The sequence below is a fragment of the Cryobacterium sp. M25 genome (assembly GCF_002929635.1).
GTDB lineage: Bacteria > Actinomycetota > Actinomycetes > Actinomycetales > Microbacteriaceae > Cryobacterium > Cryobacterium sandaracinum.
On record NZ_PJJU01000045.1, the window covers coordinates 48,912 to 71,542 of the forward strand.

Consider the following 22,631-nt stretch of genomic DNA (forward strand, 5'->3'; position numbering starts at 1 on the left):
CCCGACGGCGGCACCCCGCGGCGCGCTAGCGTGGAACCAGGCTACAGAGGGGTGGGCATGCTCGACATCAGGACCATAAACAAGCGTTATGGCACCCGGCAGGTGCTGACCGACGTGAGTTTCGGCGTCGAGAGCGGACGCCTTACCGGCTTCGTCGGCGCGAACGGCGCCGGCAAGACAACCACCATGCGGATCATCCTGGGGGTGCTGTCGGCCGACTCCGGCACCGTGCTGCAAGACGGCGTTCCGCTGACCAGCGACGACCGCCGCCGCTTCGGCTACATGCCGGAGGAGCGCGGCCTCTACCCGAAGATGAAGGTGGGCGAGCATCTCGTCTACCTGGCCCGCCTGCACGGGTTGGGCCCGGCATCCGCCCGCCGCAACACCGCCGAGTTGCTCGACCGGCTCGGCCTCGGCGAGCGGGCCGGTGACCTGGTGCAGTCTCTCTCGCTCGGCAACCAGCAGCGCGCCCAGATCGCGGCCGCGCTCGTGCACGACCCGGAGTTCCTCGTGCTCGACGAACCGTTCTCCGGCCTTGACCCGCTCGCGGTGGAAGTGGTCATGAGCGTGCTTTCCGGCTTCGCCGCCCAGGGCGCGCCGGTGCTGTTCTCCTCGCACCAGCTCGACATCGTCGAGCGCCTCTGCGACGACGTCGTCATCATCGCCGACGGCGAGATCCGGGCCAACGGCCCCCGAGAGCGGCTGCGCGAGCAGCACAGCAGCCCCCGGTTCGAATTGCGCACCGCGGCCGACGCTGAGTGGATCCACGCCGTGCCCGGCATCTCCGTGCTCGACCTCTCCGGGGGTGTCGCCGTGTTCGAAGCCGAAACGGATGCCGCCAGCCAGTCCGTTCTGCGCCAGGCCCTCACCCGGGCCCCGGTGACACAGTTCAGCCAGCAGCGGCCCAGCCTCGCCACCATCTTCAAGGAGATCGTGCAGTGAGCACCATCTGGAACGACCGCGCCGGCACGCCACACATCGGACGCCCGCAGGTTCGCCCCCGGTATCCGGCGCCGAGCTTCGCCCGGAGTGTGTGGCTTGTCGCGACCCGCGAGATCATGGCCCGGCTGCGCAGCAAGGCCTTCCTGATCTCGACCGGCATCCTGCTGCTCATCTCGATCGGTTCCGTCGTCGCCGGCAGCATTGCGAGTCAGAACCTGACCATGCCGAAGGTGGCCGTCGTGGGGTCCGCCGCTCAGGTCGTCGAGCAGACCGAGTCGTTCACGATGGTGAAGGCCGATGACGTCGGCGCTGCCGAGTCCCTGGTGCGGGACGGCACCGTCTCCGCGGCGGTCGTTCCGTCCACCCGGGCGGATGCCCTGCTCGGCGTGCGCGTCATCGCCCTCGACTCCCCGCCGGTGGGTGTGCTCGCGGCCCTGAGCGTCACCCCCACGGTGAGCCTGCTCGAGCCGACATCGCGGCAGAGCGGTGGCCTGGTCTACCTCGTCTCCCTGGGCTTCGGGCTGGTCTTCTTCATGTCGGCGATCACGTTCGGCTCGACCATCGCGCAGAGCGTCGTCGAGGAGAAGCAGACCCGGGTCGTCGAGATCCTGATGACCACCATCCCGGTGCGCGCCCTGCTCGGCGGCAAGGTGGTGGGCAATAGCATCATGGCCTTCGGGCAGATCGTGGCGATCGGCCTGCTGGTGGCGATCGGCATGGCCACGACCGGCCAGTTCGGGTTGCTGGGCACCGTGGGGCCGTCGATCGTCTGGTTCGCCGTGTTCTTCGCGTTCGGCTTCGTCATGCTTGCGGCGCTGTTCGCCGCGACCGCGTCGATGGTCTCCCGCCAGGAAGACGTGGGCTCGGCCACCTCGCCCGTGCTGTTCCTCGTGATGATTCCCTATTTCCTGGTGATCTTCTTCAACGACAACCCCACCGTGCTCGCCGTCATGTCCTACATCCCGTTCTCGGCCCCGGTCGGCATGCCGATGCGCATCTTCCTCGGCACGGCCGCCTGGTGGGAGCCGCTGCTCTCGCTGGCCATCCTGCTCGCCTCGACGGCCGTGGTCATCCTGCTGGGCTCCCGCATCTACTCGAACTCCCTGCTGCGGATGGGCGCCCGCGTTACGTTTCGCCAGGCCCTGCGCGGCTGACCTGCCGCCCCGCCAGCCCGATCCCGGCCCCGAACCCGAACCCGGCCCCGAACCAATTCGACGGTGATTTTGCTCCCACGGGCCGGTTTCGGCCCGAAATCACCGTTTCAACGCAAAATCTCCGTCGAATTCGCACACCGAGCGCACAGAAGCGGAGCAGACGGATGCGCGAAGATGGAGGGGTGACTCAACTCCATGACCTTTCTTCGCGCGGGTTCGCCTCCGACAACTACTCCGGGGTGCACCCCGAGATTCTCGAGGCGATCGTCGCCGCAAACGGCGCGCACCAGATCGCCTACGGCGAAGACGTCTACACTGCCCGGCTGCAGCAGGTCTTCACCGAACACTTCGGCGCGGGCGTCGAAGCCTTCCCGGTCTTCAACGGCACCGGCGCCAATGTGATCGGCCTGCAGTCGATGCTGCCGCGCTGGGGCGCCGTGATCTGCGCATCCACCGCTCATATCAACACGGATGAGGCGGGCGCCCCCGAAAAGGTGGCCGGCATCAAGCTCCTCACCGTCGACACCCTCGACGGCAAACTCACCCCCGCACTGATCGACCAGCAGGCCTGGGGCTGGGGCGACGAACACCGCGCCCAACCGCTCGTGGTGTCGATCACCCAGACCACCGAGCTCGGCACCGCGTACACGGTCGACGAGGTGCGGGCCATCGCCGACCACGCACACGCCCACGGCATGAAGCTGCACATGGACGGCGCCCGCCTGTCCAACGCCGCCACCTCGCTGGGCCTGCCGTTCCGCACCTTCACCCGTGACGCCGGCGTCGACGTGCTCAGCTTCGGCGGCACCAAGAACGGCATGATGTACGGCGAGTGCGTCGTGGTCCTGAACCCTGAGGCATCCGCGGGCCTGCTCTACCTGCGCAAACTGAACATGCAGCTGGCCTCGAAGATGCGCTTCATCTCGGCCCAGCTGATCGCGCTGCTCGGCGGCGACCTCTGGCAGCGAAACGCCGGCCACGCCAACGCCATGGCCACACGGATGCGCCACGCCCTCGAGACCGGTATCGCCGCCGGCGAGATCGAGGGCTTGTCCTTCACCCAGAACACCCAGGCCAACGCGATCTTCGCGATCCTGCCCCCCGGCGTGGCCGATCGCCTGCGCGGGCACTTCCGGTTCTACGATTGGGACCCCGCGACCAACGAGGTGCGCTGGATGTGCGGCTTCGACACCGAGGAGGCCGACATCGACGCATTCGTCGCGGCCCTGATCAGAGAACTGGCCGCCCGATGAACGTCTTCGAGAATAAACCCTGGCTCGGCTCCTACGCCCCCGGCGTTCCGAGTACCATCCAGGAACCGACCGACACGCTCTCCGACATGATCGAGACCTCGGCGCGCCGGTTCGGCCCCAGCGTGGCCCTCGACTTCTTCGGCGCCACCACCACCTACGCCGAGCTCGGCGAGCAGATCTCTCGGGCCGCAAACGGCCTCCTGCGCCTCGGCGTCAAACCCGGCGACCGGGTGGCCCTTGTGCTGCCGAACTGCCCTCAGCACGTGGTGGCTTTCTACGCCGTGCTACGCCTGGGCGCGATCGTCGTCGAGCACAACCCGCTCTACACCGAACGCGAACTCCGACACCAGTTCGAAGACCACGGCGCCCGCGTCGCCATCGTCTGGGACAAGATCTACCAGACCGTCACCGATTTCCCCGCCGACCTGGGCCTGCGCACCGTGATCGCGGTGAACCTGACGGAAGCGATGCCGCTCGCCAAGCGGCTCCTGCTCAAGCTGCCGATCGCTAAAGCCCGCGAGTCGCGAGACGCCCTGACCTCGGGCCCGCTGGGCAAGGATGCCTTCACCTGGTCCGGCATCGTCGGCTCACGCAAGCTGCGCCCCGGCCACCCGCGCCCGAAGGTCACCGACACCGCCGCGCTCCAATACACCAGCGGCACCACCGGCACCCCGAAGGGTGCCATCCTCAGCCACTTCAACCTGCGCTCGAACGCCCTGCAGGGCGAGGCCTGGGTGCAGGGGCTGCGCCTTGGCGAGGAGGTCTTCTACGCGGTCCTGCCCATGTTCCACGCCTACGGCTTGACCCTCTGTCTGACGTTCGCGATGGCCACCGGCGCCCGGCTCGTGCTGTTCCCCAAGTTCGACGAGGGACTGCTGCTCGATGCGGCCCGGCGCACCCCACCCACATTCATGCCGGCCGTCCCGCCGATCTACGACCGGCTCGTTATGGCGGCGACGGCGAAGAATGTAAGCCTGCGCAGCATCCGTTACGCCATCTCGGGCGCGATGAGCCTGCCGGTGTCGATCGTGGAACGCTGGGAGGCCGCCACCGGCGGGCTGTTGGTCGAGGGCTACGGCATGACCGAGGCCTCGCCGATCGCCGTCGGCAACCCGATGGGCCCGAGCCGGCGCCCCGGCACGGTGGGCGTGCCGTTCCCGAGCACCGAGATCCGCGTGGTGGACCCGGACGACCCGACCGTGAACCGCGGGATCGAAGAGGAAGGTGAGCTACTCATCCGTGGCCCACAGGTCTCTTCCGGCTACTGGGACCAGCCGACCGAGACCGCCAAGACGCTTCTCGACGGAGGCTGGCTGCGCACCGGCGACATCGTCCGCGTCTCCTCCGACGGCTTCGTCACGGTCGTCGACCGTATCAAGGAACTCATCATCACCGGCGGCTTCAATGTGGCGCCCTCCGAGGTCGAGGCCGCTCTTTTGTCGCATCCGGATGTCGCCGATGCCGCCGTCGTCGGGCTGCCGAGCGCGAACGGCGGCGAAGACGTCGCCGCCGCCGTCGTGTTGGCGGCGGGGGCCACCCTCGACGTCGACGCCATCCGCACGTATTGCCGCACCCGGCTCTCCGCCTACAAGGTGCCCCGCACCGTCGTGGAGGTCGACGAGCTGCCCCGGTCGCTGATCGGCAAGGTGCTGCGCCGCGAGGTGCGAGCCGGCTTGATCAAGGAGTAGCCGCGAGAGCGGGTAGAGCGTCGGTTTCGACGCCGCATTCCGACGCTTACCCGCTCGTGAGATGCTTTGGCGATGCGTATACCGCAGCGGCAGGTCGTAGCGGAATAGTGTGCCTCCGCCCGCGTTGGAGTGGATGGGTCAGCGTTGCCCCGCCATCCCAGCCAGACTCCGGAGAAAGATGGGCCTATGAACCTCATCACCAACACCCTCAGCCGCGCCGCCCGCACGGCGTCGCCCCTCCTCCCCGTGCTCGCCGGGCGCTGGAGCCCCCGCGGCTTCTACCCGACGGCCCTCGTCGACGAAGCCACTCTGACCACCGTGCTCGAGGCCGCCCGTTGGGCTCCCTCGGCCAGCAATATGCAGCCGGCCCGCTTCATCGTCGCCCGCCGAGGCTCGAACAGCTTCGCGAAGATCCATGAGACGCTGATGGGCTTCAACAAGGCGTGGGCGGATGCCGCCTCCGTGCTGATCGTCAACGTCGCCACCCTGCCGATCGACGTGACCCGCGAGAACCCGTGGGCCCGCTACGACCTGGGTCAGGCCGTCGCCCATCTGACGATCCAAGCCCGGCACGAGGGACTGCACACCCACCAGCTCGGCGGCTTCGACGGCACCGCCCTCGCCCTGGCCTTCGGGCTCGCCGAGGACCAGGCCACCGTTTCCATCACCGCCCTCGGCGTGCTCGGCGACGTCTCCCTGCTCTCCCCCGAGCTGCTCGAACGCGAGTCCGCCCCGCGCACCCGCAAGCCTCTCGTCGAGCTTCTCCTGGTCAACGACTGGTCAACGACTGGTCAACGACTGGTCAACAACCAGCAGCAAGAGCCCGCCGCGACACAGTAACTCCACAGCCCCGTCAGGTAAAAACAGACCTCGACTATTTTTCCCGGCAACGCGCCCGGCTGCTCCCAGCAGTGAACACCGGTGGAGACCACGATGACCGAACACACCCCTAATCACTTTGATGTCGTCGTCATCGGCGCGGGGCCGGCGGGAACGGCCGCGGCGCTCCGTGCCGCCGAACTGGGAGCCCGGGTCGCCGTGGCGGAGGCCGACCAGCTCGGCGGGACCTGCGTGAACACGGGGTGCGTGCCGACGAGGGTGCTCGCCAAGGCGGCGCGCCTGATGCGCGAGGTGCGCGCGGCAGATACCTATGGGATCGTAGTCAACGACCCCGGCATCGACTGGGCCACCATGGGAGACCGGGTGCAGTCGCGGGTGAACAAGGTGCGCTCGATCAAGAGCGAGGCCGAGAGGTTCGTGGCCGCCGGAGTCGAACTGGTTCTGGAAGGTCGGGCGCGATTCATCGACCCGCATTCCGTGGTCCTGGACACCGGCCGCATCCTCACCGCCGCCACGTTCCTGGTCTGCGTCGGCGGGCATTCTCGGCGACTCGCCGTGCCGGGGGCGCACTTGGCGACGGTCCCGGAAGACATTCTGAAGCTGCCGTCGCTGCCCCGACGGGTGGCCGTGATCGGCGCCGGAAACACCGGCGCCCAATTGGTCACGGTGTTCAGCTCCTTCGGCTCCGACGTGACCGTGCTCGATGTGGCACCGCGCATCCTGATGGCGTCGGATTCCGACATCTCCGCCACGGTCTCGGCGGCGTTCCGCGAGCAGGGCGTGGCCGTGCACACGGGCATTGAAGCGGTGACGGCGATCGAGCAGGACGCCGACGGAACCCTCACCCTGTCCTGGCGCGAAAAAGGAACGGAACAGTCTTCCGCCTTCGACGCCGTCATTATGTCCACCGGTTGGCCGGCGGATGTCGACGACCTCGGGCTCGACCGGGCTGGCATCACCATCGAACGTTCCGCCATCCCGGTGGACCAGTACTTCCGGAGTGTCGTCCCCCATATTTTCGCGGTCGGCGACGCGAACGGCCGGGACATGCTCGTACAGGCGGCCCAATTCGAGGGCGAGGCCGCGGCCGAGAACGCGGTGCTGGGCGCCAATCGCAGAACGCCGCACCACCTGCTCCCGGCCGGCGGTTTCACCGACCCCGACTACGCGGGCGTGGGCTTCACCGAGGAGGAGGCCAGGGCTCGCGACCCGCACTGCGTCGTCGCGACAGTGCCCTACGCCGAACTCGACCGCGCTGTGATCGACGGCCGGGAACCCGGCTTCCTCAAGCTGATCGCCGACCGGCGGCGGGAGCTGATCCTCGGCGCCCATGCCACCGGGGAGAACGCGGTCGAAGTGATCCAATCCGTGACGACGGCGATGGCCGCCGGCGTCGACGTCGCCACTCTGGCCCGGGTGCGCTTCGCCTACCCCACCTACAGTGCCGTCATCGGCCTCACGGCCCGTCGACTACTGCTGGAAGCACCGAAGCCGGCCGCGGTGATCCTGCCCGTCGCGGTGATCCTGCCAGTCGCGGTGATCGAGCCCGTCGAGATTCCCGTCCCGACACATGTGATCTCCGTGCCTACGGAAGCAGCATCACCTTGATGGCGCGGCGCTCGTCCATGGCGGCGTAGGCCTCGGCGACCTCGGCCAGCGGCAGCTGCAGGTCGAAAACGCGCCCGGGGTTGATAGCACCCGAGAGCACTTCCGGCAGCAACTCTTCGACGTAGCCGCGCACGGATGCGACGCCGCCGTTCAGGCCCACGTTCCGCCCGAACAGCGGGCGAACCTCGATCGGTCCGCCGGTGGGCACGCCCACGTAGCCGACCATTCCGCCGGGACGGGCCGACGCGATGGCCTGCTCCATCGACTCCTTGGTGCCGACGCACTCGAGCACGCAGTCCGCGCCGATGCCGTCGAACAGCTCACGGATGCGGGCCACGCCGGCCTCGCCGCGCTCCTCGACGATCTCGGTCGCGCCGAACTCGCGGGCCACGAGCTGCCGTTCGGGGTGACGCGACATGGCCACGATCCGGGAGGCCCCGAGCCGCTTGGCCGCGATGATGGCGCAGAGGCCGACCGCGCCGTCGCCGACGACGACGACCGTGCTGCCCGCGGTCACACCGGCGGAGACCGCGGCGTGGTGGCCGGTGCCCATGACGTCGGCGAGGGTCAGGAGACCGGGAACCTGGGCGTCGGTGGGCAGGGTCGGCGTCGCAACGAGCGACCCGTCGGCGTGCGGCACGCGCACTTTCTCGCCCTGGGCGCCGTCGGCGAAGCCGCCGAGCTGGTCGTCCGAGCCCCACCAGCCGCCGTTCAGGCAGGAGGTGCTGGTGCCGTTCTGGCAGTTGATGCAGGTGTTATCGCAGTCGTAGAACGGCGCGATGACGAAGTCGCCGACCTTGACCCGGCTGACGTCGGCGCCGATTTCCTCGACGATACCGACGAACTCGTGGCCGATTCGTTTCGGCTCCTCGGTGGGCTGGATGCCGCGGTAGGGCCAGAGATCTGAGCCGCAGACGCAGGCTGCGACGACGCGCACGATGGCGTCACCGCCGGTGGAGAGAATCGGATCGGATACTTTTTCGAGGCGGATGTCCCGTTCCCCGTAAATCACTGTTGCACGCATGCTTCGACCCTATGCCAGCCCCCTGACCGTCACCGGGGCAGGGGCCCGTTCCGTCGTATTCCCGCCGAATTCCGCTGGACGCGAAATCCGGCGACGGACAGAGCTACAGCAGCGCGTCGTCGTCGAGGTCGGCCGGGTCCACGACCAGCACCGGGGCGGATGCGACGCTGAGCGATTCCCCGTCCGGCGCCAGATCCACCCGCACCGTCTCGCCGTCCCGCACGGCGCCCGACAGGATCGCGGTCGCCAACCTGTCGTCGATCTCGGTCTGCATCAGCCGCCTCAGCGGGCGCGCACCGTAGATCGGGTCGTAGCCGCGTTCCGCCAGCCACGTGCGGGCATCCGGGGTCACGCCCAGCTCGAGCCGCCGCTCGATCAGCCGCTTCTCCAGCCGGTCGACGAGCAGCCCGACGATCTGGCCGAGGTCCGCCATCGACAGCGATTCGAACACGACGATGTCGTCGAGACGGTTGACGAACTCGGGCTTGAACGTCTTGCGCACGAGTGCCTGCACGGCCACCTCCTTCTCGTCCCGGCTGAGCACCGGGTCGATCAGGAACGCCGACCCGAGGTTCGAGGTCAGCACCAGGATCGTGTTGCGGAAGTCCACGGTGCGGCCCTGGCCATCCGTGAGCCGGCCGTCGTCGAGCACCTGCAGCAAGACATCGAAGACCTCCGGATGAGCCTTCTCAACCTCGTCGAACAAAATCACCGAATACGGGCGGCGGCGCACGGCCTCGGTCAGCTGCCCTCCCTGCTCGTAGCCGATATAGCCGGGAGGTGCCCCGACCAGACGGGACACGGAAAACTTTTCCCCGTACTCGCTCATGTCGATGCGCACCATCGCCTTTTCGTCGTCGAAGAGGAACTCGGCGAGCGCCTTCGCCAGCTCCGTCTTGCCCACGCCGGTCGGCCCGAGGAAGAGGAACGAACCGGTCGGCCGGTCCGGGTCGGAGATGCCGGCCCGGCTGCGGCGCACGGCGTCGGCGACCGCGCGCACGGCCTGCTTCTGCCCGACCAGGCGGTGCCCGAGCTCACCCTCGAGGTTCAGCAGCTTCTCCGTCTCGCCCTGCAGCAGCCGCCCTACCGGAATGCCGGTCCACATCGCGACCACGGCGGCGATGTCCTCCGCGGTGACCTGGTCACCGACCATCCGCGGCCCATCCTGCTCGGTCTGCTCCGCTTCGGCGAGTTCCCGTTCGATCACCGGGATGTCGCCGTACAGCAGCCTGGAAGCCTTCTCCAGGTTGCCCTCGCGCTCGGCCACCTCGGCCTGGCTGCGGGTGCTCACCAAGCGCTTCCTCAGATCGCCGATCCGGTTGAGCGAGGAACGCTCCTTGTCCCAGCGGTCCTGCAGTTCAGCAAGGGCCACCGTGTATTCGGCAAGGTCAGCACGCAACTTCCCCAGGCGAGCCTTAGAGGCGTCGTCCTTCTCTTTTTTCAGCGCGAGCTCTTCCAACTCCAGCCTCTGCACCCTGCGACGCAGTTCGTCGATTTCCACGGGAGCGGAGTCGATCTCCATCCGCAGCCGGCTGGCCGCCTCGTCGATCAGGTCGATGGCCTTGTCCGGCAGCTGGCGGGCGGTGATGTACCGGTTGGAGAGGGAGGCCGCGGCCACCAGCGCCGAGTCCGCGATCGACACCTTATGGTGGGCCTCGTAGCGCTCCTTGAGCCCGCGCAGGATGGCCACGGTGTCTTCCGCACTGGGCTCGTCGACCAGCACCGGTTGGAACCGGCGCTCGAGGGCGGCATCCTTCTCGATGAATTCGCGGTACTCGTTGAGAGTGGTCGCACCGATCAGGCGCAGCTCGCCGCGGGCGAGCATGGGCTTGAGCATGTTGGAGGCCGCCACGGACCCTTCGCCGCCGCCGGCACCCATCAGGGTGTGCAGCTCGTCGACGAAGGTAATGATCTGCCCCTGCGCGTCGTTGATTTCCTTGAGCACGGCCTTGAGCCGCTCCTCGAACTCGCCGCGGTACTTGGCCCCCGCCACCAGGGCCGCCAGGTCGAGGGAGACCAGCTGCTTGCCCTTGAGGGAGTCGGCCACATCGCCGGCCACGATGCGCTGGGCCAGTCCCTCCACAACGGCGGTCTTGCCCACGCCGGGTTCACCGATCAGCACCGGGTTGTTCTTGGTGCGGCGGGTGAGCACCTGACTGACCCGCCGAATCTCCGCGTCCCGCCCGATCACCGGGTCAAGCTTGCCGGTCCGGGCGATCTCGGTGAGGTTGACGCCGTACTGCTCCAACGCCGTCTTCGCTTCTTCCTGGGGCGGTTGCTGACCTGCTTGCATCGGAAGATCCTCTCTCGGGCCGGCCGCTCGCGCCGCAGGTCGGCAAAAAGCTGAGCCTGTTGGACTCAAGTTTAGGGGACATCGAGAAAACGCGCCAGCGGTCCGGAGACAACTCGGCGGTGCTATGACGGCGGCCCCATCACGACCCAGTTTTCGTCCGGGTATCCGAATTCCTCCGTCGGATGCCATACTTACCGAACAAAAGACCCGTTTCTACACTCAGCGCAGAGGATCAGACCCGTGGCCACCCCCACCCTTAAAAACTTCATCAACGGCCACTTTGTCACTCCCTCCGGCACCGAGCTGCTCGACATCGTCGATCCCACAACGGGACGCCGGGTTGCCCGGGCCCCGATCTCCACCGCGGCCGACGTCGACGACGCGATGACCGCCGCGAAGACCGCCTTCGGCACCTGGGGCCGCACCACTCCCGCCGAGCGGCAGCGCGCGCTGCTTCGCCTCGCCGACGCGATCGACGCCGAGAGCGACGCCATCGTGGAGGCCCAGCACCGCAACACGGGCCAGCCTCGCGCCACGATCGCCGTTGACGAGGTCGCGGCCGGCGCCGATCAGCTCCGCTTCTTCGCCGGTGCCGCCCGACTGCTCGAGGGCAAGTCCGCCGGTGAATATCTGCCCGGCATGACTTCCTGGGTACGCCGCGAACCGATCGGCGTGGTCGGGCAGGTCACCCCGTGGAACTTCCCCTTCCTGATGGCCATCTGGAAGATCGGCCCCGCGCTGGCGGCCGGCAACACCCTCGTGCTCAAGCCCAGCGACACCACCCCGGAGTCGACCCTCGAACTCGCCCGGATCAGCCAGGGCATCCTCCCCGACGGCGTGATGAACATCGTGCTCGGCAACGGCGGCACCGGGGCCGCGATCGTCGAGCATCCGGTACCCGGCCTGGTCTCGATCACTGGCAGCGTGCGGGCCGGTATGGCCGTCGCCGCCGGCGCCGCGAAGACGCTCAAGCGGGCACATCTCGAGCTCGGCGGCAAGGCGCCGGCCCTGGTCTTCGCCGGCGTCGACGTCAGCGTGACCGCCGCCGCCATCGCCGACTTCTCCTTCTATAACGCCGGGCAGGACTGCACGGCCATCACGCGAGTGCTCGTGCACGAGTCCATCCATGACGAGTTCGTCGACGCACTCGTCGCCGAGGCCCGCAGCCGCACTACCGGGTCGGCCGACGACGCCGACAACTACTTCGGGCCGCTCAACAACGTCAACCATTTCGGCGACGTCTTGCGCAAGGTCGCGGCCCTGCCCGACCACGCTGTCATTGCCACCGGCGGACACCAGGTCGGCACCGAGGGCTTCTTTTTCGAGCCCACAGTCGTCACGCAGGTGCGCCAAACGGATGCGATCGTGCAGGAGGAAACGTTCGGCCCGGTGATCACGGTGCAGCCCTTCACGTCGGAGGAGCACGCGGTCACGCTCGCGAACGATGTCAACTACGCGCTCGCCTCCAGCGTGTGGACCCTCGACCACGCCACGGCCATGCGGGTCTCCCGCGACCTCGACTTCGGCGCGGTGTGGATCAACACCCACCTCCTGCTGACCGCCGAGATGCCACACGGCGGTTTCAAGCAGTCCGGATACGGCAAAGACCTGTCGATGTACGGCGTCGAGGACTACACCCGGATCAAGCACGTGATGAGCGCGCTGGAATAAACACGGGTCTCGACAGGCTCGACCACCGCCAGGCTCGACCACCGCCAGGCTCGACCACCGCCAACGAGAACAGAGGCCCCTCGATGACTTTCCATCCGCTCGACCCGCTCTCCGCCGCTGAGTTCACCTCCGCCGTCGCCATCCTCGCCCGCGAGCGCGGCGTCGCCGACGGGTGGCGGTTCACTTCGATCGAGCTGGTCGAGCCGCCCCGGAGCGCCGTCGCCGAGTTCACAGCCACCAGCGCGGTTCCCGACCGACGCGCGCGGCTGGTCGTGCTCCACCGCGCCGAGAACACCACCTGGGTGAGCGTCGTCTCGCTCACGACCGACGCCCTGCTCGAGTGGGAAACGGTGCCGGGGATGCAGGCGAACTTCACCGTCGACGAGTGGGAGGAAGCCGACGCCGCCCTTCGCGCCCACCCCGACGTGATCGCCGCTCTCGCCCGCCGGGGCATCACCGACCTCGACCTGGTCTTCATCGACACCTGGACCTACGGCGACGCGGTAATCCCCGACCGGTATCGCGGCCGCCGCCTGGGCTGGTCAGACGTCTGGGTCCGGGCGTCCACCGACGCCAACCCCTATGCGGGACCGGTCAGCGGCCTGCACTTCGTGCTCGACGTCAACACCATGGAACTGCTCGAGGTGGAGGACTCGTTCACGGTCGAACCGCCGGCGGGAATGGGCGAATACGTGCCGCACCTGGTGCCCCGGCGCATCCGGGATCGAAGCCCGCGCCCGCCGCTCACCCCGCTCGACATCGGGCAGCCCGACGGCCCGAGCTTCACGCTCGACGGCAACCTGGTCGAGTGGCAGAACTGGTCGCTCCGGGTGGGCTTCAACTACCGCGAGGGCATGACCCTGCACACCGTGGGCTACCGGGACGGCGGCCGGGTGCGGCCCATCGCCAACCGGTTGTCGTTCGCGGAGATGGTCGTGCCCTACCGCGACCCCAGCGTCGACCATTTCCGTCGCACCGCCTTCGACATCGGCGAGTGGGGCCTCGGCTTCATGACCACCTCGCTCGAGCTCGGCTGCGACTGCCTCGGCGAAATCCGCTACCTCGATGCCGTGCTGCACAACAGCAAGGGCGAGCCGTACAGCATCCCGAACGCGTTCTGCATCCACGAGGAAGACAACGCGGTGCTCTGGAAGCACGTCGACCACAACGGCAGTGCCGAGGTGCGACGGATGCGCCGGCTCGTCGTGTCCTTCCACGTCACGGTCGCGAACTACGAGTACCTCGTCTATTGGCGCTTCTACCAGGACGGCAACATGGAATGCGAGGTGCGCGCCACCGGGATCATGGTGGTGACGCACCTCGACGAGGGCCAGCCGCACCCCAACGGAACCCTGGTCGACACGCGCACCTACGCGCCGTTCCACCAGCACTTCATCGTGGCCCGGATGGACCTCGACGTCGACGGCCGCGAGAACACGGCGTTCCGCACCGAGACGCAGGCCGAGCCGATCAGCGCCGCAAACCCGCTTGGCCTCGCGATCACCCAGCTGAACACCCCGATCGAGACCGAGGGGTTCGACGACTACAACTGGGACACCCAACGGGCCTGGAAGGTCGTGAACGAGAACTCGCTCAACGGCCTCGGCACCCCCGTGTCCTACAAGCTGGTGCCCGGCGGAGCCATCCCGTCCTTCTTCGACCAGGCGGCGCCTGCCCTCCAACGCGCCCAGGTGATCGGGCACACGGTCTGGGTCACCCCGAACGACGAGTCCGAACGCTGGCCCTGCGGCGAGTTCGTCAATCAGAGCGCGGTCGACCACGGCCTGCCCGAGTGGATCCAGGCTCGCCGGCCGGTGCGGAACGCCGATATCGTGCTCTGGTACGTCTTCGGTATCCACCACATCACCCGACCGGAAGAGTGGCCGATCATGCCGGTCGACACCGTGTCGTTCTGGCTCAAGCCGGTCGGCTTCTTCGACCGCAATCCGTCGCTCGACGTGGAACGCAGCCCGGCGCACTGTGCGCCGGGCGAGCACGCCGGGCATGACCGTGAACATGACCAGCCCGCCCATAATCCACACCACTATGACCACTGAGTGCGACACCCGTCGCGAACCGAGGGAGAAACCAGCGTGACCCGAGTAGCCAACTACGTCATCGCATACGAAGCGACCGAACGGGGCAATGACACCGTCGAGCTGGGTGTCGCGCTGGCGCGCCTGACCCGCTCCGAGCTGCGTCTGTGCCTCGTGCTTCCGCATCATTCATCCACCGTCCCGGCCAGGGTCGGTGCTTCCACCTCCCCCGACTACCAGGCTCTGCTCGAGGAGCAGGCCCTCGAATGGCTGGAACAGGGCAAGGCCCTGGTTCCCGATGACGTGGTCGCCACCACGCATCTCCTCTACGCCGACTCCACCACGGAAGGGCTGCTCCAGGCCGCTCGCGCGTTCGACTCGGACCGCATCGTCGTCGGGGCCTCACGCCGCGGCCTGATGAACCGATTCACGATCGGCAGCGTGGCCAACGCGCTCCTGCACGCCTCGCCGGCGCCCGTCGCCCTCGCGCCCCGCGGCTACAAGGCTCCCGCACAGCTGACCCGGATCACCTGCGCCATCGGCACCCGGCCGGGCTGGAAGACGCTGCTCGACTCACTGGTGGCCTTCTCGGCGGACCTCACGGTCGACCTGCGTTTCGTCACGCTCGTGGAGGTCGACGCCGGTCGTCGGCACCCGGTCGACGAGAGCGAGAGCCAGGCCCACCTCGACGGCGTCCTGGAGTACTTCCAGAGTCGGTCGAAGGCGCGCGGCACCATCACCACCGAGGTCGCGTCCGGGCACACCGTCGAGGCCGCCGTCGAGGCCCTCGACTGGCAGCCGTCCGAAATCGCCTTCGTCGGCTCCAGCCGGCTGGCTCAGCCCACCACGATTTTCCTCGGCATCACCGCGCACCGCATGCTGCACGCGCTCCCCGTTCCCCTCATCGTGGTTCCCACCGGCACTGACGCCCGTAAGCCGCACTGACCCTAAGGACAGTCCATGACTAGCCAATCTCCCTCCTCGGGCTCCACGCCCGGCACCTCCACCCTCACCGGCGGCCTTTCCGAGAAGGGCCTCAGCGCTGGCTCCATCGGGCTTCTCGGCGCCACGGTCATCGGCATCTCGTGCATCGCGCCGGCGTACACCCTGACGGCCTCCCTCGGCCCGACGGTCGCGGCCGTCGGCACCCAGATGCCGGGCATCTTCCTGGTCGGGTTCATCCCCATGCTGCTGGTGGCGCTCGGCTACCGCGAGCTCAACAACGCCATGCCGGATGCCGGCACCTCCTTCACGTGGGCCACCCGCGCCTTCGGGCCGTGGCTCGGCTGGATGGGCGGCTGGGGTCTGATCGTCGCGACGGTGGTCGTGCTCTCCAACCTCGCCGGAGTCGCCGTCGACTTCTTCTATCTGATGCTCGCCCAGCTTCTCGGCAACCCGAGCCTCGCCGACCTGACGAACAATGTTGTGATCAACGTGCTCACCTGTCTGGTGTTCATGGTGGCGGCCTGTTATGTCTCGTACCGCGGCATGGAGACCACGAAGGCCGTGCAGTACGTGCTCGTGGCCTTCCAGCTGATCGTGCTGGTCTGGTTCAGCGTCGCCGCCCTGCTGCAGGTCGTAGAAGGCACCGCCTTCGATGCCCTTGCGTTCAGCGCCGACTGGTTCAACCCGTTCCTCGCCCCTTCGTTCTCGGCCTTCGCGGCCGGGGTCTCGCTCTCGATCTTCATCTTCTGGGGCTGGGACGTCACCCTGACCATGAACGAGGAGACCAAGAACCCGAAGACAACCCCCGGGCGTGCGGCGACGTTGACCGTGGGCATCATCTTCGCGCTCTACATCCTCGTGGCGGTCGCCGCCCTGATGTTCTCCGGCATCGGCGCCGGCGAATTCGGACTCGGCAATGAGGAGATCCAGGGCAACGTGTTCGCCGCCCTCGCCGGACCGGTGATGGGTCCCTTCGCCATTCTGATGTCGCTGGCCGTGTTGTCCAGCTCGGCCGCGTCGCTGCAGTCGACCTTCGTCGGGCCGGCACGCACCATGCTCTCGATGGGCCACTACAAAGCGTTCCCGAAGCGGTTCGCCTCAATCAGCCCGCGCTACAAGTCCCCGGCCTTCGCCACCGTAATGGCAGGAATCGTGGCCTGGGGCTTCTACGCGATCATGCGCGTGCTCAGCACCGATGTGCTCACCGACACGATCCTGACCCTGGGCATGATGATCTGCTTCTACTACGGGGTCACCGCGTTTGCCTGCGTCTGGTACTTCCGCGACTCGCTGAACGGGCCCCGGGCCATCCTGCTCAAACTCCTGGCGCCGCTGATCGGCGGGGTCATCCTGCTGGTCATCTTCGCAACCACTCTCTACGACAGCATGAACCCCGACTACGGCAGCGGATCGAACATCGGCGGGGTCGGGCTCGTGTTCATCCTCGCGATGGTGCTGTTCATCGGCGGCCTCGTGCTGATGCTGATCCAGCGCAGCGTCAACCCGGCCTTCTTCCAGGGAAAGACGTTGACGAAGGGGTCCTCGAAGGAACACGGGCACGTCGAGTAGCTCCCTGATGCGCCCGGCCGGGCCTGCACGGCCGGGCCGGGGCATGGAAGAATGGTTCCCGCCATGGCCCACACGTTCAGCTCCCACGACATCGCGCTCCTTGTGGGCAGCCAGGCGTTCTCACGCGGCGAACGCTACGCCCGCAACGGCCACGTTGATGCCGAGACCTGGTTCGGCTCGAACACCCAGCTCTTCGGCATGGTGCGCGGTTCTCACCCGACGCCCTATTCGGTGACCGTCTCGTTCACCCTTGATTCCGCCGGCGCCGCGGTGCGGGCATCCGGCGTCTGCACCTGCCCGATGAAGCGCAACTGCAAGCATGTCGCCGCGCTGCTGATCGCGAGCCAGGGCGGCGCCGTGGGCCGCAGCCTCGGCGGAGTGCCGGGTGCCCCCGCCACCGCCCTGGGCCGCGAGCCCGGGTCGGCCGTCGGCACCGCCGGGTTCTCCGCAAGGGCAGCGTGGCGAAGTACGCTGGCTCCTCTGGCGCGACCGGATTCCGCGCCGTCCGCAGACACCCGCCTCGCCCTCCAGTTCCAACTTCTCGCTCCCGAGCACGGGCGTTTCGCCAGTCAGCCGGGGCTGCGCCGGCTGGCGGCGCGGCCCGTGATGATGGGCAAGCAGGGCAAGTGGATCCGGGGCAGCGTCACCTGGGAGAACCTGACCACCGACGGGGCGCTCGACCGCGGCCAGCTGCGGGTGCTCTCGGTGCTCTACGCGCTGCAGTTCGCGGCCCGCCCGTACTACGCCACCTCCACCCAGTGGATTCCGGTCGACGCTTTCCCCGACCGAGCGCTCTGGGACCTGCTCGACGACGCGGCGAACGCCGGGCTCCCCCTGGTCTCTGCCACGGCGCAGCAGGATCCCGTGCTCGTCTCGCCCGTTCCTGCGTGCCTCGAGCTGGACATCCGTCGTGTGTCCGAAGGCCTCACGCTACGCCCCGTCCTGCTGCTGGGCGACGAGCCGCAGGCGCGCGGCACGTTCGGGTTCATCGGCAACCCCGCCCACGGCGTCTACACCTGGGCGGGCCAGTCCGGCAGCGATTCCCCGCAGATCACCCTCGCCCCGCTGTCGGGCGAGATCAGCCGGGAGCTGCGGGCCATGGCGGCCTCCGACTCCATCGCGGTGCCCGGCGCGGACGAGGCCGACTTCCTGGCCGAGTTCTACCCGTTCCTTCGACACCGGGTCACCGTGACCAGCCGGGACGAGTCGTTCGCCCTGCCCGAGACCCCGCAGCCCGTGCTGGCCCTGACCGTCACGCACCAGATGGATGCCCGCATCACCCTGCACTGGGTGTGGCACTACCCGGAATACCACCAGCCACTCCGCCCGGTGCCGGACGATGACAGGTTTCGCGACGGCACCCGGGAGGGACAGATCCTGCACGACGTGCAGGCGCTCCTCACCTCCGTGCCGGCCCTGGTAGGGCAGCAGAGCGGCCTGCCGGTACTGATCGAGCGCGCCACCCTGGCCGGCACCGCCATGCTCGGCTTCCTCGACTCCGTGGTGCCGACCCTGGCGGCCGCAGACCATGTCACCGTGCTGGTCGCCGGCGATGCCCCCGACTACCGCCAGGCCGACGAGGCGCCGGTGATCACCGTGGGCACCACCGAACGCCCGGATGACCGGGACTGGTTCGACCTGCAGGTGGCCGTCAGCATCGACGGCGAGGAGATCCCGTTCGACAGCCTGTTCCGGGCCCTGGCGGTCGGTCAGCAGCTGATGATCCTGCCCAGCGGCACCTGGTTCAACCTCGACCGCCCCGAACTGCACACGCTCCGCCGGCTGATCGAGGAGGCCCGAGGGCTGCAGGACGCCGGCGCCGAGTCCCTGGGGATCAGCCCGTTCCAGGCCGACCTCTGGGAGGAGCTGCAGTCCCTCGGGGTCGTCGCCGGCCAGGCGGCCGCGTGGCGCGACACCGTGTCCGGGCTCACCGACGTCGCCCAGATTCCGGAACAGCCGCTGCCGGCCGGGGTCGACGCCACCCTGCGCGGCTATCAGCAGGCCGGTTTCGAGTGGGTGAGCTTTCTCTACGACCATCAACTGGGCGGCATCCTCGCCGACGACATGGGCCTCGGCAAGACCCTGCAGGCCATCGCCCTGATGGAACGCGTGCGGGAGCAGCCGGGGCAGAGCGCGCCGTTCCTGGTCGTGGCACCCACCAGCGTGGTCTCCAACTGGGCGGCCGAGTGCGCCCGATTCGCGCCCGGCCTGCGAGTGGCCGCGATCACCGAGACCGCCGGCAAGCGCAGCAGCACCCTGGCCTCGCTGCACGCCGGCGCGGACGTCGTCGTCACCTCGTACACGCTATTCCGGCTGGACTTCGGCGACTACGAGGCCCTGGCCTGGTCCGGGCTACTGCTCGACGAAGCCCAGTTCGTCAAGAACCGCAAGTCCCGCGCCCACCAGTGCGCCCGCCGCCTGGCCACCCCGTTCAAGCTCGCGATCACGGGCACGCCGCTGGAGAACAACCTGATGGAGTTCTGGTCGCTGCTCTCAATCACGGCACCGGGACTGTTCCCCAGCCCCGGCCGCTTCGGCGACTACTACCAGAAACCGATCGAGAAGGATGCCGACGGCGATCGGCTCGACCAGCTGCGCCGCCGCATCCGCCCGTTCATGCTGCGCCGCACGAAGGAGCAGGTGGCCGGCGACCTGCCCACCAAGCAGGAGCAGGTGCTTGAGCTCACGCTGCACCCGAAGCACCGCGCGGTCTACGACACCCACCTGCAGCGGGAACGGCAGAAGGTGCTCGGCCTGATCGACGACATGAACTCCAACCGTTTCGAGATCTTCCGCTCGCTCACCATGCTGCGCCAACTCAGCCTCGATGCCAGCCTCTACGACACGAAGTACGACGACATCCCGTCGACCAAGCTCGACGTGCTCCTCGAACTGCTGGAGGACGTCGTCGCCGGCGGGCATCGCACCCTCATTTTCAGCCAGTTCACAAAGTACCTGGGCAAGGCACGCGCACGCCTCGACGCCGCGGGCATCAGCTATTCCTACCTCGACGGCAAGACCCGCAACCGGGCGCAGGTGATCGAGAGCTTCAAGACCGGCGACAATTCGGTCTTCCTGATCAGCCTCAAGGCCGGCGGGTTCGGCCTGAACCTGACCGAGGCCGACTACGCCATCCTGCTCGACCCGTGGTGGAACCCGGCCACCGAGGCGCAGGCCGTGGACCGCATGCACCGGATCGGCCAGACGAAGAACGTCTTCGTCTACCGCCTGGTCTCCCGGGACACGATCGAGGAAAAGGTGATGGCCCTCAAGGCCACGAAGGCCCGTCTCTTCGAGAGCGTGATGACGGATGGCGCCGCGCGCGGGACCGCCCTGACGGCCGCCGACATCCGTGAGCTGCTCGCTTAGCCCACGCACCGGTGCCCGCCCGCTGGGTTGCCCGCGCTGTCGCCAGCGCTGTCGCCCGCACGAGTGCCCGCCCCGGGCACGCGAGTAGGCTTTCAGCTGCCGGTCACGAGACCGCCGTCCCAGCAAGAGGTAGCCCATGCCGCAGCACCGCCCGTTCGCTCCCCTGGCCGAATCCACCGTGATCGGAGCCGAGGGCTGGCCGGCCGGGCTGGTCGCCGCCGTGCGCGCGTCGACCGAGGCGGCGGCACGCGCCACACTGCCCTGGGTGGGTCGCGGCGACAAGATCGCCGCCGACCAGGCGGCCGTCACCGCCATGCGTGCCGTTCTCCTGGCCGCGCCTTTTCGCGGAACCGTCGTGATCGGCGAGGGCGAGAAGGACCAGGCCCCCATGCTTGCCAACGGGGAGCAGCTCGGCACGGGGAACGGACCGGACTGCGACATCGCAGTCGACCCGCTCGACGGCACGACCCTCGTCGCCCGGAACCTGCCCGGGGCGGTGTGCGTGATCGCCATCTCCCCCCGAGGCACGATGTTCGATCCCGCCGGTGTCTTCTACATGGAGAAGCTCATCTCAGGCCCAGCCGGTCACGGCGTGCTCGACCTGCACGCCTCCGCCACCCGCAACCTCCGTGCGTTCTCGCTCGCCAGCGGCATCCCCGAGACCGCGCTCACCGTCGCTGTGCTCGACAAACCGCGCCACGTCGAACTCATCCGCGAACTCGAGTGCGCCGGAGCACGCGTGCTCCGCACGGCCGAGGGTGACGTCTCCACGGCCATCGCCGCCGCATCGACGGATGCCGCGGTCGACCTCTCGATGGGAATCGGCGGTACCCCGGAAGGCGTCATCGCGGCCTGCGCCGTGCGCGCCCTCGGCGGCGTGATGCTCGGGCGGATGGCCCCGCAGAGTGAGCCCGAAGAGCGCGGCGCCCGGGCCGCGGGCCTCGACATCGCCCGCATCTACGACGCAGCAGACCTGGTGGCGAGCAAGCACGTGCTTTTCGCGTCGTCCCCGGTCACCTGAGCCACCGCGCTCTGTTCCAAAAGTCGATCCGCCCGATGTTCGACCCGGTCGAGACCCGATTCATCTCCCGACCTCAGCCCGAGGCAGAATAGAACGGTGAGTTCCACAACTACCTTCGCCCTGATCCGCCACGGCCAGACCGACTGGAATGCCGCTCTGCGTATCCAGGGCCACTCCGACATCCCGCTCAATGACACCGGGCGTGGCCAGGCAGCGGATGCCGTCGGCCACCTGGCCGCACAGGAGTGGGACTTCATCGTCTCCTCACCGCTCAGCCGCGCAGCCGAGACGGCCGATCTCATCGCCCGGGGCCTCGGCCTGACCGTCAACGATCGCATCCCTGGGATCGTCGAGCGCAACTACGGTTCCGCCGAGGGACTGGGCGCAGGCCCCGAGCTGGACGCGCTCCGCGTCCCCGGCGGCCCCACCGGAATCGGCGGCTTCCACGGCGCCGAAACCGAGGCCAGTGTCGCCGACCGCGGAGTCGAGGCCCTGCAGCTGCTCGCCCGCAACCACCCGGGTGCCCGCATCATCGTCGTCAGCCACGGAACGCTGATCCGACTGACGCTGATGCAGGCGCTCGAGAAGCCCGTCGACACGATCAGGAACGCCTCCCTCAACGTGGTCGTCCATGACCAGGCCGGCTGGACCCTCGACATCCTCAACGGCGAGCCCGTCCCCGCCGGCAACCTCCTCCCCATCAACTAGCAGCCGCCGGTCCCGCACCCCGCATGACTGCTCCCGGAACGGGCCTACTCACCCTCGCTTAACGACGGCAGGCCCCCTCGCGGGGTGGCCCTCTGTCGTTGGTGCAGGTGTGCGCCCTCGCACCAGGGCCCGCGTGTGTGTGGCTAACTCAGGACATTCGTCGCCCGCAGTAGACGGCCGCCGCGGGTCAGTGCGGCATAGGTGCGGATGCCCGGCACGGCCCGGCTGGATCTCCTGAGTTGGCCACGACCGCTCCCAGATGTGCGCCGCGGGGTGGGGGGTGGTGCGCGCTTGGTTTGTGTGGGTTCGGCTGGTGTACCGCCGGGTCGTGTGCGGCGGTGAACGGTTGGGGCGGGGCTGTTGCTGCCGGAGGGGCACCGGGGCGGCACCGGGGCGGGGGTGCTGGTTAACGCACAATGGCCACCCGTGAGGGTGGCCATTGTGTGTGTTGCTACGTTGAGTCCGGCGGTGTCCTACTCTCCCACAGGGTCCCCCCTGCAGTACCATCGG

The 22,631-nt window shown here is 68.3% G+C and carries 15 protein-coding genes; 13 read left to right on the top strand and 2 right to left on the bottom strand.

Annotated features, from left to right (window positions below):
* Positions 1-57 precede the first annotated feature (57 nt).
* The 6 genes from CXY81_RS05925 (at position 58) to CXY81_RS05950 (ending at position 7,485) form a co-directional block, all read left to right on the top strand.
* The gene (locus CXY81_RS05925; RefSeq protein WP_104170734.1) at positions 58-942 is read left to right on the top strand and encodes an ABC transporter ATP-binding protein; all 885 of its coding nucleotides are present in this window, start codon (positions 58-60) and stop codon (positions 940-942) included.
* A 116-nt stretch (positions 943-1,058) separates the two neighbouring features.
* Positions 1,059-2,096 carry an ABC transporter permease gene (locus tag CXY81_RS05930; protein WP_104194305.1) on the top strand — a complete coding sequence of 346 codons (1,038 nt, stop codon included), beginning with the start codon at positions 1,059-1,061 and terminating at the stop codon, positions 2,094-2,096.
* A gap of 164 nt (positions 2,097-2,260) precedes the next feature.
* Positions 2,261-3,349: a low specificity L-threonine aldolase gene (locus CXY81_RS05935; RefSeq protein WP_104170714.1), complete on the top strand. Its 1,089-nt coding sequence runs from the start codon at positions 2,261-2,263 to the stop codon at positions 3,347-3,349.
* Positions 3,346-5,037, top strand: a complete 1,692-nt coding sequence (locus CXY81_RS05940) for a long-chain-fatty-acid--CoA ligase (protein ID WP_104194293.1) — start codon at positions 3,346-3,348, stop codon at positions 5,035-5,037. The genes CXY81_RS05935 and CXY81_RS05940 overlap by 4 nt, the downstream gene beginning before the upstream one ends.
* Before the next feature lie 186 nt (positions 5,038-5,223).
* Positions 5,224-5,877 (top strand): nitroreductase family protein, encoded by a 654-nt coding sequence (locus CXY81_RS05945; RefSeq protein WP_104194294.1) that lies wholly within the window; start codon positions 5,224-5,226, stop codon positions 5,875-5,877.
* A 93-nt stretch (positions 5,878-5,970) separates the two neighbouring features.
* The gene (locus tag CXY81_RS05950) at positions 5,971-7,485 is read left to right on the top strand and encodes an NAD(P)/FAD-dependent oxidoreductase (RefSeq protein WP_104194306.1); all 1,515 of its coding nucleotides are present in this window, start codon (positions 5,971-5,973) and stop codon (positions 7,483-7,485) included.
* On the opposite strand, the gene CXY81_RS05955 is transcribed toward CXY81_RS05950, so the two are convergent.
* Positions 7,463-8,509 carry a zinc-dependent alcohol dehydrogenase family protein gene (locus tag CXY81_RS05955; protein ID WP_104194295.1) on the bottom strand — a complete coding sequence of 349 codons (1,047 nt, stop codon included), beginning with the start codon at positions 8,507-8,509 and terminating at the stop codon, positions 7,463-7,465. The two genes, CXY81_RS05950 and CXY81_RS05955, sit on opposite strands and share 23 nt — an antisense overlap.
* Before the next feature lie 103 nt (positions 8,510-8,612).
* Complete coding sequence (locus tag CXY81_RS05960; protein WP_104194296.1) at positions 8,613-10,802, bottom strand: ATP-dependent Clp protease ATP-binding subunit; 2,190 nt, start codon at positions 10,800-10,802, stop codon at positions 8,613-8,615.
* Positions 10,803-11,042: 240 nt separating this feature from the next.
* On the opposite strand from CXY81_RS05960, the gene CXY81_RS05965 reads away from it, so the two are divergent.
* The 7 genes from CXY81_RS05965 to CXY81_RS05995 all read left to right on the top strand — a co-directional run bounded on the left by CXY81_RS05965 (position 11,043) and on the right by CXY81_RS05995 (position 22,121).
* Positions 11,043-12,473: an aminobutyraldehyde dehydrogenase gene (locus CXY81_RS05965; RefSeq protein ID WP_104194297.1), complete on the top strand. Its 1,431-nt coding sequence runs from the start codon at positions 11,043-11,045 to the stop codon at positions 12,471-12,473.
* 83 nt (positions 12,474-12,556) lie between these two features.
* Positions 12,557-14,530, top strand: coding sequence for a primary-amine oxidase (locus tag CXY81_RS05970; RefSeq protein ID WP_104194298.1), 1,974 nt, complete (start codon positions 12,557-12,559; stop codon positions 14,528-14,530).
* Positions 14,531-14,566: 36 nt separating this feature from the next.
* Complete coding sequence (locus CXY81_RS05975; RefSeq protein WP_233194018.1) at positions 14,567-15,454, top strand: universal stress protein; 888 nt, start codon at positions 14,567-14,569, stop codon at positions 15,452-15,454.
* A gap of 15 nt (positions 15,455-15,469) precedes the next feature.
* On the top strand, positions 15,470-17,023 hold the full coding sequence (locus CXY81_RS05980) for an APC family permease (protein ID WP_104170722.1): 1,554 nt from the start codon (positions 15,470-15,472) through the stop codon (positions 17,021-17,023).
* A gap of 63 nt (positions 17,024-17,086) precedes the next feature.
* The gene (locus tag CXY81_RS05985; RefSeq protein WP_158252012.1) at positions 17,087-20,392 is read left to right on the top strand and encodes a DEAD/DEAH box helicase; all 3,306 of its coding nucleotides are present in this window, start codon (positions 17,087-17,089) and stop codon (positions 20,390-20,392) included.
* Positions 20,393-20,528: 136 nt separating this feature from the next.
* Positions 20,529-21,413, top strand: a complete 885-nt coding sequence (locus tag CXY81_RS05990) for a fructose-bisphosphatase class II family protein (protein WP_104194300.1) — start codon at positions 20,529-20,531, stop codon at positions 21,411-21,413.
* A gap of 96 nt (positions 21,414-21,509) precedes the next feature.
* Positions 21,510-22,121, top strand: coding sequence for a histidine phosphatase family protein (locus CXY81_RS05995; RefSeq protein ID WP_104194301.1), 612 nt, complete (start codon positions 21,510-21,512; stop codon positions 22,119-22,121).
* Positions 22,122-22,631 lie beyond the last annotated feature (510 nt).